Origin of the sequence: Bradyrhizobium sp. WU425 (assembly GCF_021052305.1) — a bacterium.
GTDB lineage: Bacteria > Pseudomonadota > Alphaproteobacteria > Rhizobiales > Xanthobacteraceae > Bradyrhizobium > Bradyrhizobium canariense_D.
Map to the genome: position 1 here is coordinate 1,388,820 of NZ_CP088089.1, position 13,030 is coordinate 1,401,849.

The window sequence follows — 13,030 nt, forward strand, 5'->3', positions numbered from 1 at the left end:
CCCCCAGCTGCCTTACGGCCTGACTTCGCAGACATCGACCCATTCAGCCCGGGTCAGCTCCGCCATCCGCTCCGGCGTGATGCGCACGGCGCTGTGGGTCGAGCCGGCGGCCGGCACCACCACGTCGAACGCTTTCAGCGAGACGTCGCAATAGACCGGCAGCGGCGCCTTTAATCCGAACGGGCAGACGCCGCCGACCTCGTGGCCGGTGATCTCGGCGACCTCTTCCAGTCCCAGCATTTTCGGCTTGCCGCCGAACGCCGCCTTCACCTTCTTGTTGTCCATGCGCGAAGTGCCGGCCGCGACGATCAGGATCACGCGCTCGCCGATCCGCAACGACAGCGTCTTGGCAATCCGTCCGGGCTCGACGCCATAAGCCTCGGCGGCCAGCGGCACTGTCGCGGAGCTGATCGGGGATTCGATAACTGATATGTCGGGGGCTTTCTCGGCGAAGAAGGCGCGAACGGATTCCAGGGTCATTCAGGTCGGCTCATTCCAGACTTACGGTTGGGCGGCGATGCCTAAGCAACTTGGCAGCTCCGAGAGCGCCCGGATGCGATGATCCGGCGCAAAGCCGAGCTCGTCCATCTGGGTGCGGATCGCCTTGAACATCGTCAGCGGTGCCACGAGTTCGTTCTCGACGCAAGCCAGCGCCATCGCTTCCGGCGTCACCCGTTCGATCCAGGCAACGTTCAGTCCGAATGCTTTCGCGCCCGCGACATCCCAGGGATTGGAGGAGACGAACAGCACCTCGTCAGGCGCGGTGCCGAGCACTTCGCCGATCAGCTCATAGGCCTCCGGGCTCGGCTTGAAGATCTTCTTCGCGTCGACGCTGATCGTGGCGTCGAGCAGGGCGTCGAGGCCGGAGTTGCGCACGAGCGCATTCAGCATGTCCGGACTGCCGTTGGAGAGGATGGCGAGCTTTCGCGGTTTCAGAGCCGTGAGCGCCGCCGTCGCATCCGGATAGAGATCGAGATGAAGGTACTTCTCGACGACGCGCTCGAATGCCTCATTCTCGTAAGCGAGCCCGAGCACGCGCAGCGTATAGGCAAGCGAGTCGCGCGTGATGGCTGCAAAGTCCTGGTAGCGCCGCATCAGCGAGCGCAACCAGGTGTATTCGAGCTGCTTGATTCGCCAGATCTGCGTGATGATCTCACCGTAGCCCGGAAACGCATCCTCGGTGGTCTCGGCGACCGACTGGATATCGTAAAGCGTTCCGTAGGCATCGAAGACAACGGCTTTGAGACTCAATTGACCTGTCCTCCGGGATCGTTGCGGTCCCACGGACTATACAAGGCGCCGCGGTATCGATCCAACACGGAAACGCGAACTGAGCCCCTCGCTTCTAAAGCCTGATCACGATCTTGCCGAAGTGTGAGCCGGTCCGCAGGTGCGCATACGCTTCGGGAACGTCGTCGAAGTCGTAGACCCGATCCACGATCGGGTGGATCGCGTGTTCGGTCAGGAAGCGATTCATCGCGGCAAAGTGTTCGACCGATCCGACGGTGACACCGATGATGTCGGCATTCTCCCACTGAAGGCGCGCGAGGTCCGGCTTGGGACCGAACCCCGTCAAGACACCGATCTGGACGATCTTGCCACCCGAAGCGACCGATCGCAGCGATCGGTCGTAGGTGCCGGGACCGCCGAGTTCGAGGATGTGACTGGCACCTCTGCCATCCGTTGCGTTCATCAGCGCGACATCCCAGTCGGGCGTGTCGCGGTAGTTGATAAGAATCGAGCCGCCCAGCGCCTTGGCGCGGGCGAGTTTTTCGTCGGAGGAGGATATCACGATCGCACGCGCCCCCAGCGCCACTGCGAATTGAAGCCCGAACAGCGCGACGCCGCCTGTTCCCTGGACCAGCAGCGTGTCGCCTTTGCGCATCCCGCCGCGTGCGATGAGGCCATGGAAAGCCGTGACGCCGGCACAGGGCAGGGTCGCTGCCTCCACCGCGGACAGATGGGCCGGCACTGAGACCAGCGCGGTCGCCGGCAGCACGACATACTCAGCCAGCATTCCATCCATCGTGTTGCCACCGAGGGATGACGGAATATAGCTGGACTTGAACGGCCCCGAGATCCAATCGCGGAAGAACGACGCAGCGACGCGGTCTCCGAGTCGCCATTGCGCGACGCGGGCGCCGATGGCGTCAACGACACCCGCACCGTCGGAGAGTGGCACGCGGCCGTTGATCTCGCCTTGGCCTGCACGGTCGAGGATCAGGAGGTCGCGGTAATTCAGACTTGCCGCTTCGACCCGAATGCGGACCTCGCCATCGGAGGGTTCGGGTTTGCCGACGTCGACGCACGCAAGGCGGCCAGCACCAGCATGGCCATTCAAATGGTAGGCTTTCATCGTTGCTCCCTTCACAAGTGGCATTCACTTGGACGAGCAAAGTCTTTAGGGTCTGACAGTGCTGTCAGGGTCAAGAGGCTTCAGATGAAGATCGGCGAACTCTCCCGGCGGACGGGGGTCAGCGTCCGAATGCTGCGCTACTACGAAGGCGAAGGACTGCTCGCGCCGCTGCGGACGAACTCCGGCTATCGCGACTACGGCCAGGCCGAAGAGGAAACCGTACGGCGCATCAAGATGCTCGGCGGCGCCGGGATGACGCTCGAAACCATCAAGCGGTTGCTCCCTTGCGTGCGGAACAACGATCCGGCTTTCACGCCGTGCAACGAGTTGCGAAAAATACTCACGCAGCAGGTCGGTCTGATCGACGAACGTATCGAGACGCTCAGCCAGAGCCGGACAATCCTGGCCGGCTTCCTCGCAAGCGTGAACTGATCGCATAACATAGCCATCAGATTCACCGCGCCAAAGTCTTCGGCCCTCAGGGCCGGAGCGTGAGGGCTTCGATAGCAGCGTCGAAACCCTCGATGCGCTGATGAGTATGCGCCTAGATCCCCAGCAGCTTTCGCGCGTTGGCCTTGAGCACCTTCGGCCGGACCTCGTCGCGGATCTCGATCTTGGCGAAGTCCGACAGCCAGCGGTCGGGCGTGATCACCGGCCAGTCCGAACCGAACAGCATCTTGTCCTGCAGGATCGAGTTGATGTAGCGCACCAGGATCGGCGGGAAATATTTCGGCGACCAGCCCGAGAGGTCGATGTAGACGTTGGGCTTGTGGGTCGCGACCGACAGCGCCTCTTCCTGCCAGGGGAAGGAGGGATGGGCGAGAATGATCTTGAGGTCGGGGAAATCGGCCGCGACGTCGTCCATGTACATCGGGTTGGAATATTTCAGCCGCATGCCCATGCCACCGGGCATGCCCGAGCCGACGCCGGTCTGGCCGGTGTGGAACAGCGCGATCGCGCCGCCATTGTTGATCTCTTCATAGAGCGGATAGGCCATGCGGTCGTTGGCGTAGAAGCCCTGCATGGTTGGGTGGAATTTGAAGCCGCGCACCCCGTATTCCTCGATCAGCTTGCGCGCCTCGCGCACACCGAGCTTGCCCTTGTGCGGGTCGATCGAGACGAAGGGGATGAGAACGTCGAGATGGTCGGAGGCGATCTCCAGCATCTCCTCATTCTTGTAGCGGCGGAAGCCGGTCTCGCGCTCGGCGTCGACGGGGAAGATCACCGCGGCGATGTTCTTGGACCGATAGTAGGCGGCGGTCTCCGGCACGGTCGGCGGATGCTTGTGCGGCGACTTGAAATAGTCCGCCATCTGCGCCTGGAAGTCGTCATAGCCGTCGTCGGGATGGGTGCCGCAGGGCTCCTCGGCGTGGGTGTGGATGTCGATGGCAACGACGTCGTCGATGTTCGGCAGCTTCAGCTTCGGCATGGGTTTCCTCCCGACGGGTTGCCGAATTGATTATATGATATAACGAACTTGGCAAGGCATTGTGGGACAAGGCGTTGTGGGGCGGGCTTCGTCCGAGATGCTGATTGGGCCGATCCGGCCGCTTCTACTTTGCATGGGGTTGTTTTCCTGAATTTGCTGGGTGGGATCGGGCCAGTTAACATTGACATCCGGTCCTCCCATGCCTTAAGAACCGCCCCGTCCCGGGCGGTCGGTCCGCCAGCGGGAAAATCTCATTTTGCCTCATTCGCGCGTGCCGAAACGGTAGTGCCGAACACGGCCTTTCGAACGTTCAGGATTCTGCCATGAAGGTCCGTAACTCGCTGAAATCGCTGCGCGGTCGCCATCGCGCCAACCGCCTGGTCCGCCGCAAGGGCCGGGTCTATGTGATCAACAAGGTGCAGCGCCGCTTCAAGGCTCGCCAGGGCTGATTTGGGCGGCTGATTTCGCCCTGTCTGACGCTCGCGCGCCCGCAAGACCACGGTCTCACACGAGTTTGACGCCGCCCCTGCTTTGCAAGGGCGGCTTTGCGCGTTTAGACTTCGACCATGGCAGTGAGATTCCTCTTCGCGCGCACCCTGTGTCTGGCTCTTGTGCTGGGAGCCGCCGGCCTCGCTCCGGCGCTGGCGCAGGCTGATCCGCCGGCTCCGCCCGGCAAGCAGAAGAAACTTCCGGAAGCGCCGGCCAAGCTGCCCAAGGTCGACCGCACCAAGAATCTCGATTTCCTGTTCGGCGCGCTGAAAGCTGCGCCCGACGAAGCCAGCGCCAAGCATGTCGAGGCGCGGATCTGGGCGATCTGGATCCAGACCCCGAGCGACACCGCGGCGCTTTTGATGGCGCGGGCCAAGACCGCCGTCGACGCAAAGAAGATCGAGGTTGCGATCAAGCTGCTGGATTCGGTCGTCAAGCTCAGGCCCGACTACATCGAGGCCTGGAATCGTCGCGCGACGCTCTACTACATGCAGAACGATTATGGCCGTTCGCTCGCCGACATTCGCGAGGTGTTGATCCGCGAGCCTCGTCATTTCGGCGCGCTCGCAGGCCTCGGCATGATCATGCAGGAGGTCGGCGACGAAAAGCGCGCGCTCGAAGCCTACCGCAAGGCGCTCGCCGTCAATCCGCACCTCGAGAAGATCCCCGACCAGGTCAAGGCGCTGACCGAGAAGGTCGAAGGCCGCGATATTTAGCGGACAAGTCGATCATTGCTCGAGCGAATGCGGCGCAGGGGGATTAACCACGATGACACGCGCCGCGTTACAAGGGGTGTGGCTGGCACCGCCGCAGACCTACCTTCATGGCGGGAGCACAGCCATGAAGCGTTTGATCTTTGCAGGTACGTTGCTGTTGGCGTCGGGCACGGCGAGCCTCGCCGACGGACTGTTCTGGGTGGTCGGCAATCGCGCCACCGGAAAATGCAACATCGTGACCAGCAATCCCGTGATCATCGGCGACGTCTGGTTCGGTGACGGTCCTTACAAATCGAAGGCCGACGCCAAGCTTGCCCGCTCGACCATCCGCGCCTGTCCCGCACCCACGCCTGACGAGGAAAAGGACGAGGACAGCACGAACTAGGTCGACAGCAATCTAGTGCAAAACGCTGCCCTCGCGCTCGGCGAGTCCGCGATCGACCGCTGCGGCGTAGGCCTTTGCAAGCTCCGTCTCGAGGTGCTCGTTGATCAGCAGCAGCGCGCGCACGGCACCGCGCAGGTCACCGTGGCAGCTTGCCACGATCTCGTCGATCGCAGTATCTTTGGATCTCAGGCTCATCGAAATTCTCCGGTTCAAATCAGGATAAATCCTGCCGGTCTTCCCGCATCCCTGAGGGTTGCGAGCACGATCGGCGCCCACCTGCGTCTAAATGGCGGAACCGACCATGGCGATTATAAGGAAGCCGCGATGACGAGTGCATGAAGCTGTTTCGAAGCCTACGTGCTCCGGGGAGCGGTATTGATTTCATTGCGTTTTTCTCGCTTGAATTATGCACATATCCACAGCCCCGGCATTTCAAGTGGAGCGCGGGGGCTCCCCGGGCGAAACTGCCGGCCGCAAGCCACGTAACTGCCCTGTGCCTTGGGTCGCCCGGATTCCGTCCATGATCGTGATGTCAGTCGTGACCGCGCTGGTTGTGCTGGCGCTGGTCACGCAGGCCGGCGTCCTCGCCGTGCAACGCGCCTTTCCACCGCAGGGCCGGATGATCGAGGTCGAGGGTGCCGTGCTTCACCTCGTCGATATCGGCCCGCGCGATTCGGGCCTGCCGATCGTGATGCTGCACGGCGCGAGCTCCAACCTCGAGGCAATGCGGCGGCCGCTCGGCGATCTCCTCGCCAGGAACCATCGCGTCATCCTGATCGACCGTCCCGGCCACGGCTGGAGCACGCGGGCGCGGCGGCAGGATTCGACGCCGGAGGTCCAGGCGCGAATGATCGATGAGGCGCTAGGCAAGCTCGGGATCGATCGCGCGGTGTTCGTGGTGCATTCCTGGAGCGGCGCGCTCGGCGCGCGGCTGGCGCTCGATCATCCCGGCCGCGTCGCGGGCCTTGTGATGCTCGCGCCCGTCACCCATCCTTGGCGCGGCGGCGTCGGCCGCTACAACGAGATCATCGCAACGCCCGTAATCGGCCCGCTGCTCGCCTACACCATAACCCTCCCGCTGGGCTATTTCCTGAGCGAGTCCGGCGCGCGCAACGTCTTCCTGCCGCAAACGATGCCGGACGGTTTCGTGCAGGACTCCGCGACGCCGTTGCTGCTGCGCCCGCGCGAGTTCATCGCCAATGCCTATGATCTGGTGTCGCTGAAGCAGGCGGTGGCTGCGCAAGCTCCGCGCTACGGCGAGATAACGGCGCCGGTCACGATCATCGCCGGCGAACCCGACAAGACGGTAAAGACCGCCATTCACGCCCGCCCGTTCGCCGCCACCGTGCAGAATGCCAAGCTGATCGTGCTGCCTGATCTCGGCCACATGGTGCAGAACGCGGTGCCCGATCTCGTGAAGACAGAGATCGAGACGATGATCGGGAAAATCGTCCCGGCGCAGGCGACCGCCGATTAGAGCGTTTTCGAGCGAAGTGGATGCCGGTTCGCGTGAAGAAAACGCGTCAAAACGAGAAGCTGGAGCTTCGGTTCAGAACCGAAGCTCCAGCGGCCGCCGTTCGCGCGCTTACTGCTTGATCTTTCCGTCTTTGTCGAACTGCGACACGTAGGCCCAGAGATTGTTGATCTCGGTCTCGTTCTTGATGCCGGCGAACGCCATCTTGGTGCCGGGGATCTTGGCCTTGGGGTCCTTGATGTATTCCTTGAACACGGCCTCGTTCCAGGTGATGCCGGAATTCTTGTTGGCGTCGGAGTAATTGTAGTCCGGCGCGGTGCCGGACTTGCGGCCGTCGAGGCCGTTGAGCTCGGGGCCGACCTTGTTCTTGGCGCCTTCGCCGATCGCGTGACAGGCCAGGCATTTGTTGAACGACGACTTGCCGGCCGCGACGTCCTGCGCCATCGCGGCGGGTGCGGTGGCAATCGCGGTGAGGATGGTCAATGCGCCAAAAATCAGTTTTGTCATCGGGTGCTCTTCGTCTCTTCCCTGGGGGCTGGTCAGTTGCATGCCTGATCGGCAACGGTCGGACCTGCCGGTTTTGGCAGGCCTGCTCGGATTGGACAAGCCGCCAAACCATGGCAGGTTTCACGATTTCCTACTTGTCCCAGAGCGAACTCGCGCAGGATCGTCGATCCGACTTTCGGACGGCCTACCCAAACCACCGCGGACGTGGTTGATTTACCGCGACAAATCGATCATGCGGCCTTGGCCGGAAGGATATGCCATGAAGGAAATGTTATGGCCATCATGATGCCCGCGAGCGACCAGGCCGTGCTCGCGCGCCGCGCCGAGATCGTGGCTGCATTGCGCGCAATCGTGCCGGGCGAAGGCGTGATCGACAGCGCCGCCGAGATGCGGGCCTATGAATCCGATGGGTTGACGGCCTATCGGCAGCCGCCGATGGTCGTTGTGCTGCCCGACACGACCGAGCAGGTTTCGCTGGTCCTGAAATATTGTGCAGGGCAGGGCATCAAGGTGGTGCCCCGCGGCTCCGGCACCTCGCTGTCCGGCGGCGCGCTGCCGCTGGAAGACGGCGTGCTTCTGGGCCTCGGCAAGTTCAAGCGCATCCGCGAGATCGATTTCGACAACCGCGCCGTCGTCACCGAACCCGGCGTCACCAACCTCGCGATCAGCCAGGCCGTCGCCCATGCTGGGTTCTACTACGCGCCGGATCCGTCCTCGCAGATCGCCTGCTCGATCGGCGGCAATGTCGCGGAGAATTCGGGCGGCGTGCACTGCCTGAAATACGGCATGACCACCAACAACGTGCTCGGCTGCGAGATCGTGCTGATGAGCGGCGAGATCCTGCGCATCGGCGGTAAATCGGCGGAGAACTCCGGCTACGATTTGATGGGCGTCATCACCGGCTCGGAAGGCCTGCTCGGCGTCATCACCGAGATCACGGTGCGCATCCTGCAAAAGCCGGAGACGGCGCGCGCGCTGATGGTCGGCTTCGCGCAAGTCGAGGCGGCCGGCGAATGCGTGGCGCGCATCATCGGCGCCGGCATCATTCCCGGCGGCATGGAGATGATGGACAAGCCCGCGATCCACGCCGCGGAGGCCTTCGTCCATGCCGGCTATCCGCTCAATGTCGAGGCCCTCCTTATTATCGAGCTCGACGGTCCCAAGATCGAGGTCGACGAGCTGATCACGCGGGTCGAGACGATTGCGAACGCTTGCGGCTCGACCACCTGCCAGATCTCGACCTCGGAAGCCGAGCGCAATCTGTTCTGGGCCGGCCGGAAAGCCGCCTTCCCCGCCGTCGGCCGCATCTCCCCGGACTATCTCTGCATGGACGGCACCATCCCGCGCGGTGCGCTGCCGAAGGCGCTGGCGCGCATCCGCGAGCTCTCGGAAAAGTACCAGCTCGGTTGCGCCAACGTGTTCCATGCCGGCGACGGCAATCTGCATCCGCTGATCCTCTATGACGCCAACAAGCCCGGCGAGATCGAGCGCGCCGAAGCCTTCGGCGCCGACATCCTGCGCGCCTGCGTCGAGTTCGGCGGCGTGCTCACCGGCGAGCACGGCGTCGGCATCGAGAAGCGCGATCTGATGCCGGAAATGTTCAGCGAGATCGACCTCAACCAGCAGCAGCGTCTGAAATGCGCCTTCGACGCGCAGGGCCTGCTCAATCCCGGAAAGGTGTTTCCGACCCTGCACCGCTGCGCTGAGCTCGGCCGCATGCACGTCCATGCCGGGAAGCTGGCATTCCCGGACATCCCCCGGTTCTAGGCGCTTGCGCCGATGGAAGGGCTTGCGATGCACGCCTCTTTCCTCGGCAATGCCTACAGCAGTCCGTATTGCGCCCGCTCGCGCTTCGCCAGCAGCGGTAGGGCTTCGCCAGCGATCCAGGTCTTGAAATGCGCGCTCTCCTGGTGCGCCTTGAATGCCGCCTCGTCGCGGAACAGTTCGTAGAACAGGAACTGGGCCGGATTGTCCTTTGCGCGCGAGATCAAGAACAGCTTGACGCCGTCCTCGCGCTGGGCCTCCGGCAGGAAGCGGTCGAGGATCGCGGCGATCTTGTCGGCCTCGCCCGGCTTCGCTTCCCATTGCGCGACGACGAGCAGGCCGCCGCCGTCGACGGCGTCGCTGAGCGATTTCTGCGTGGCATAGTGGTTCATGATGTCGTCTCCATCGGTTGGTCTCTCGGTGCAGATTTGTAGCGATCGGCTGTCGGCTTTGGTTCGCCGGTGATCGAAGTGTCGATGTCGTGAATGCTTCGATGAGGATCGAATGTTGGCCGTGGCTCCGAGGTCGAGCCGGATCGCGCGGCAATGGCCGCTGTCGTCACGCTGCATTTGATTTTGGCGGCGAATTTCGCTACCGCCTTTGCCCGTGGATACGCTCAAGGTACGAGACGCCAAAGACGTCGAAGAGGTGGTGCGCGCGGCGATTGCCAATGAGCAGCCGCTCGAGATCATCGGCCATGGCTCCAAGCGCGGCATCGGCCACGCGATGGCGACCAACGCCGTGCTCGACGTCTCCGCGCTGAATGCCATCACCGCCTACGAGCCCAACGAACTCATTGTCACGCTCCAGGCCGGGGCGCCGCTGGCCGACGTGCTGTCGCTGATCGATGCCAAGAACCAGCAATTCGCCTTCGAGCCGATGAACACCGCGCCGCTGCTCGGCACGCCCGCGCTCGGCACCATCGGCGGCATGATCGCGGCTGGCCTGGCCGGTCCGCGCCGGATCAAGGCGGGCGGCGCGCGCGACCATCTGCTCGGGGCGCATGCCGTCTCCGGTTTCGGCGACAGCTTCAAGACCGGCGGCAAGGTGGTGAAGAACGTCACCGGCTACGACCTCTGCAAGCTTCTCGCCGGTTCCTGGGGCACGCTGTCGGTCATGACCGAGGTCACGCTGAAAGTGATGCCCAAGCCGGAGGCCGAGCGGACGCTGTTGCTGCGCGGGCTCGACGATGCCGCCGCCAACAAGGCAATGACGGCGGCGCTCGGCTCGCCTTTCGATGTCTCCGGGGCCGCGCATCTGCCGACATCGGCGTTCCGGACCGAGATCGAAGGTCTCGGCGATATCGCAGGCCAGGGCGAGGCGCTGACCGCGCTGCGGCTCGAGGGCATTACCGTCTCGGCCGCCCACCGTGCCGGCTCGCTGCGCGAATTGCTGGCGCCGTTCGGAACCGCAATTCTCGTCGAGGACACGGCGTCAGCGGCGCTGTGGACCACGATCCGCGACGTCCTGCCGTTCGCGGCCAGTGGCGCGCTGGGGGCCTGGCCGGTCTGGCGGATCGTCTGCCCGCCGGCGTCGGGCGCGGCGCTCGGGACCCTGCTGGCGCGCGAGACCGGTGGCGACGTGATCTACGATTGGGGTGGTGGACTGATCTGGGCGGCGGTGCCACCGAAGCCGGACGCGCATGCTCGGGCCGTGCGCGAACGTACGAATGCCGCCGGCGGGCACGCCACGCTGATCCGGGCGGCCGAGGACATCAGGCGCGCGATCGATGTATTCCACCCGCAAGCCCCTGGCCTTGCCGCCTTGAGCGAGCGGGTCCGCGCCAGTTTCGATCCGAAGATCATCCTCAACCGGGGGCGGCTGACGCGAGGCACTGCCGCATGAAGACCGAATTCTCACTCGCGCAGCTCGCCGATCCCGACATCGCGGAAGCCGACAAGATCCTGCGCGCCTGCGTCCATTGCGGCTTCTGCACCGCAACCTGTCCGACCTATGTGCTGCTTGGCGACGAGCTCGATAGCCCGCGCGGCCGCATCTATCTGATCAAGGAGATGCTGGAGAAGGACCAGACGCCGACGGCCGAAGTGGTCAAACATGTCGACCGCTGCCTGTCGTGCCTGGCCTGCATGACGACCTGCCCCTCGGGCGTGAATTACATGCATCTGGTCGATCAGGCCCGGGTCAGGATCGAGCAGCGTTACGAGCGGCCGCTCGCCGAGCGGCTGCTGCGCCGAGTGCTGGCCTTCGTCCTGCCGCACCCGCAGCGTTTCCGCGCCAGCATGTGGCTGGCGCGGCTGGCCCGCCCGCTGGCCGCGTTCCTGCCGACGCCGCGGCCGTCGGCGACGCCCGGCCTGGTTCTGCGCCTCAAGGCGATGCTGGCGCTGGCGCCGGACCGGCTGCCGCCGCCCGGGCCCGCCGCCGGCAGTGTGTTCGCGGCACTCGGCAAGAAGCGCGGCCGGGTCGCGCTGCTCCAGGGCTGCGCCCAGCAGGTGCTGGCGCCGCGAATCAACCAGGCCGCCATCAGTCTCCTCACGCGCCACGGCATCGAGGTCGTCCTTGTCAGGGACGAGCAGTGCTGCGGCGCCCTGACCCATCACCTCGGCGACGATCAGGACGCATTGGCACGGGCTCGCGCCAATGTCGCGGCGTGGCGCGCGGAAGCGGCCGGCGAGGGGCTCGACGCCATCCTGGTGACGGCGTCAGGCTGCGGCACCGTGATCAAGGACTACGGCTATCTTCTGCGCGAAGACGCTGCGTTTGCCGCCGATGCGGCGAAGGTCTCTGCGCTCGCCAAGGACATCACTGAATACGTCGCCGGCCTTGGACTCGCGGCCACGACGCGACAGGACAACATCGTCGTCGCTTATCACTCTGCGTGTTCGTTGCAGCACGGGCAGAAAATCACGGGCCTTCCGAAAGAATTGCTTTCCAATAACGGATTCGTGGTGAAAGATGTGCCGGAGAGCCATTTGTGTTGCGGTTCGGCGGGGACTTACAACATTCTCCAGCCCGAGCTTGCGGGCCGGTTGCGCGATCGCAAGGTCGCCAACATCGCGAGCGTCAAGCCGGACATGATTGCCGCAGGCAATATCGGCTGCATGGTGCAGATTGCCAGTGGCACGTCAGTTCCGGTCGTACACACGATTGAGCTTCTCGATTGGGCTACGGGCGGGTCGCAGCCGGCATTGAACGCGCAAGACTGAGCTTTCGAAGACTAAGCTTTCGAAGGCTGAGCTTTCGTCCGGAGATAACGGCTGAAGACACCCGATCGACCATTGTTCGGCGGCAACAGGAGGATCACGATGGCGAAAGCGAAGAAGAAAAAAAGCAAGAAGGCCAAAAAGGCCAAGAAGGCAGTAGCGGCGAAGAAGACCTCAAAGAAGGCAGCCAAGAAGTCCGCGAAGAAATCCGCGAAGAAGTCTGCCAAGAAGGCTCCAAAGAAATCTGCGAAGAAGGCCGCGCCAAAGAAGGCCGCTAAGAAGGCTGCGCCTAAGAAGGCCGCCAAGAAGGCTGCGAAGAAAGCGGCGCCGAAGAAGGCGAAGGCAGCTCCGAAGCCGTCAACGCCGGCAGCTCCGGCTCCCGAGCCTGCCGCCGAGACAAGCTGGGCGATGCCTTCGTCTTCTGCGGACACGACACCGGCCGAAGGACAAGGTTAGGCCCAAGGTCAGGCCAAAGGCTGGATCCAATCCGACGACCATGATCGGCAACAGGAAGGCCGCAGCCGGCGATGCTGCGGCCTTTTTGCATCGGCGCGTCGGCGCGCGGGGATGATCTCGTCGGGAAGCAGCCTGATTCGTGGCACGGGCAGCACGGTACCGCCGGACCCGTACTAACGCGGGCCTCCCAGTGCACTTTGGAATGCAAATAATGTGATCGAGAAGACACACGGGCTGACAACCTTTCGTGGAATCGTCAGAACGCCCAAAAAGTCGGCAGATGCCCGCGTTTT

At 63.7% G+C, this 13,030-nt stretch carries 16 protein-coding genes; 9 read left to right on the forward strand and 7 right to left on the reverse strand.

All coding sequences use genetic code 11. The features are described from left to right. Nucleotides 1-12: 12 nt before the first annotated feature. The 3 genes from BcanWU425_RS06605 to BcanWU425_RS06615 all read right to left on the reverse strand — a co-directional run bounded on the left by BcanWU425_RS06605 (nucleotide 13) and on the right by BcanWU425_RS06615 (nucleotide 2,356). Nucleotides 13-480 (reverse strand): YbaK/EbsC family protein, encoded by a 468-nt coding sequence (locus tag BcanWU425_RS06605; RefSeq protein ID WP_204512411.1) that lies wholly within the window; start codon nucleotides 478-480, stop codon nucleotides 13-15. Nucleotides 481-501: 21 nt separating this feature from the next. Continuing rightward, nucleotides 502-1,251, reverse strand: a complete 750-nt coding sequence (locus tag BcanWU425_RS06610; protein ID WP_204512410.1) for a haloacid dehalogenase type II — start codon at nucleotides 1,249-1,251, stop codon at nucleotides 502-504. 94 nt (nucleotides 1,252-1,345) lie between these two features. Further along, nucleotides 1,346-2,356: a zinc-dependent alcohol dehydrogenase family protein gene (locus tag BcanWU425_RS06615; RefSeq protein WP_204512409.1), complete on the reverse strand. Its 1,011-nt coding sequence runs from the start codon at nucleotides 2,354-2,356 to the stop codon at nucleotides 1,346-1,348. An 84-nt stretch (nucleotides 2,357-2,440) separates the two neighbouring features. Here BcanWU425_RS06615 and BcanWU425_RS06620 point away from each other — a divergent pair, with 84 nt between their 5' ends. After that, the gene (locus tag BcanWU425_RS06620; RefSeq protein WP_204512408.1) at nucleotides 2,441-2,788 is read left to right on the forward strand and encodes a MerR family transcriptional regulator; all 348 of its coding nucleotides are present in this window, start codon (nucleotides 2,441-2,443) and stop codon (nucleotides 2,786-2,788) included. Nucleotides 2,789-2,900: 112 nt separating this feature from the next. On the opposite strand, the gene BcanWU425_RS06625 is transcribed toward BcanWU425_RS06620, so the two are convergent. Beyond that, complete coding sequence (locus BcanWU425_RS06625; protein ID WP_204512407.1) at nucleotides 2,901-3,785, reverse strand: amidohydrolase family protein; 885 nt, start codon at nucleotides 3,783-3,785, stop codon at nucleotides 2,901-2,903. Between the two features lie 323 nt (nucleotides 3,786-4,108). Here BcanWU425_RS06625 and ykgO point away from each other — a divergent pair, with 323 nt between their 5' ends. The 3 genes from ykgO (at nucleotide 4,109) to BcanWU425_RS06640 (ending at nucleotide 5,375) form a co-directional block, all read left to right on the forward strand. Beyond that, entirely contained in the window at nucleotides 4,109-4,234 is a 126-nt protein-coding gene (gene ykgO / locus BcanWU425_RS06630) for a type B 50S ribosomal protein L36 (RefSeq protein WP_006611362.1), read from the forward strand. Nucleotides 4,235-4,351: 117 nt separating this feature from the next. Beyond that, the gene (locus tag BcanWU425_RS06635) at nucleotides 4,352-4,990 is read left to right on the forward strand and encodes a tetratricopeptide repeat protein (protein WP_026232527.1); all 639 of its coding nucleotides are present in this window, start codon (nucleotides 4,352-4,354) and stop codon (nucleotides 4,988-4,990) included. Nucleotides 4,991-5,114: 124 nt separating this feature from the next. Then, nucleotides 5,115-5,375, forward strand: coding sequence for a hypothetical protein (locus BcanWU425_RS06640; RefSeq protein WP_007596971.1), 261 nt, complete (start codon nucleotides 5,115-5,117; stop codon nucleotides 5,373-5,375). Between the two features lie 12 nt (nucleotides 5,376-5,387). Here BcanWU425_RS06640 and BcanWU425_RS06645 read toward each other — a convergent pair whose 3' ends face one another. Further along, nucleotides 5,388-5,570, reverse strand: coding sequence for a hypothetical protein (locus BcanWU425_RS06645; RefSeq protein ID WP_007596968.1), 183 nt, complete (start codon nucleotides 5,568-5,570; stop codon nucleotides 5,388-5,390). A gap of 325 nt (nucleotides 5,571-5,895) precedes the next feature. Between BcanWU425_RS06645 and BcanWU425_RS06650 the strand changes: the two genes are divergently transcribed. Beyond that, entirely contained in the window at nucleotides 5,896-6,852 is a 957-nt protein-coding gene (locus BcanWU425_RS06650; RefSeq protein ID WP_018453421.1) for an alpha/beta fold hydrolase, read from the forward strand. A 108-nt stretch (nucleotides 6,853-6,960) separates the two neighbouring features. On the opposite strand, the gene cycA is transcribed toward BcanWU425_RS06650, so the two are convergent. After that, nucleotides 6,961-7,356 carry a cytochrome c-550 CycA gene (gene cycA, locus BcanWU425_RS06655; RefSeq protein ID WP_018453422.1) on the reverse strand — a complete coding sequence of 132 codons (396 nt, stop codon included), beginning with the start codon at nucleotides 7,354-7,356 and terminating at the stop codon, nucleotides 6,961-6,963. Between the two features lie 273 nt (nucleotides 7,357-7,629). Between cycA and BcanWU425_RS06660 the strand changes: the two genes are divergently transcribed. Further along, the gene (locus BcanWU425_RS06660) at nucleotides 7,630-9,123 is read left to right on the forward strand and encodes an FAD-linked oxidase C-terminal domain-containing protein (RefSeq protein ID WP_204512406.1); all 1,494 of its coding nucleotides are present in this window, start codon (nucleotides 7,630-7,632) and stop codon (nucleotides 9,121-9,123) included. Nucleotides 9,124-9,176: 53 nt separating this feature from the next. On the opposite strand, the gene BcanWU425_RS06665 is transcribed toward BcanWU425_RS06660, so the two are convergent. After that, entirely contained in the window at nucleotides 9,177-9,512 is a 336-nt protein-coding gene (locus BcanWU425_RS06665; RefSeq protein ID WP_026232528.1) for a putative quinol monooxygenase, read from the reverse strand. Nucleotides 9,513-9,726: 214 nt separating this feature from the next. Here BcanWU425_RS06665 and BcanWU425_RS06670 point away from each other — a divergent pair, with 214 nt between their 5' ends. The 3 genes from BcanWU425_RS06670 to BcanWU425_RS06680 all read left to right on the forward strand — a co-directional run bounded on the left by BcanWU425_RS06670 (nucleotide 9,727) and on the right by BcanWU425_RS06680 (nucleotide 12,737). Next, nucleotides 9,727-10,965 (forward strand): FAD-binding protein, encoded by a 1,239-nt coding sequence (locus tag BcanWU425_RS06670; RefSeq protein ID WP_204512405.1) that lies wholly within the window; start codon nucleotides 9,727-9,729, stop codon nucleotides 10,963-10,965. After that, nucleotides 10,962-12,284, forward strand: coding sequence for a glycolate oxidase subunit GlcF (gene glcF, locus BcanWU425_RS06675; RefSeq protein ID WP_018453426.1), 1,323 nt, complete (start codon nucleotides 10,962-10,964; stop codon nucleotides 12,282-12,284). The genes BcanWU425_RS06670 and glcF overlap by 4 nt, the downstream gene beginning before the upstream one ends. A 99-nt stretch (nucleotides 12,285-12,383) precedes the next feature. Beyond that, nucleotides 12,384-12,737 carry a histone gene (locus BcanWU425_RS06680; protein WP_083926345.1) on the forward strand — a complete coding sequence of 118 codons (354 nt, stop codon included), beginning with the start codon at nucleotides 12,384-12,386 and terminating at the stop codon, nucleotides 12,735-12,737. The last annotated feature ends 293 nt before the right edge of the window (nucleotides 12,738-13,030 follow it).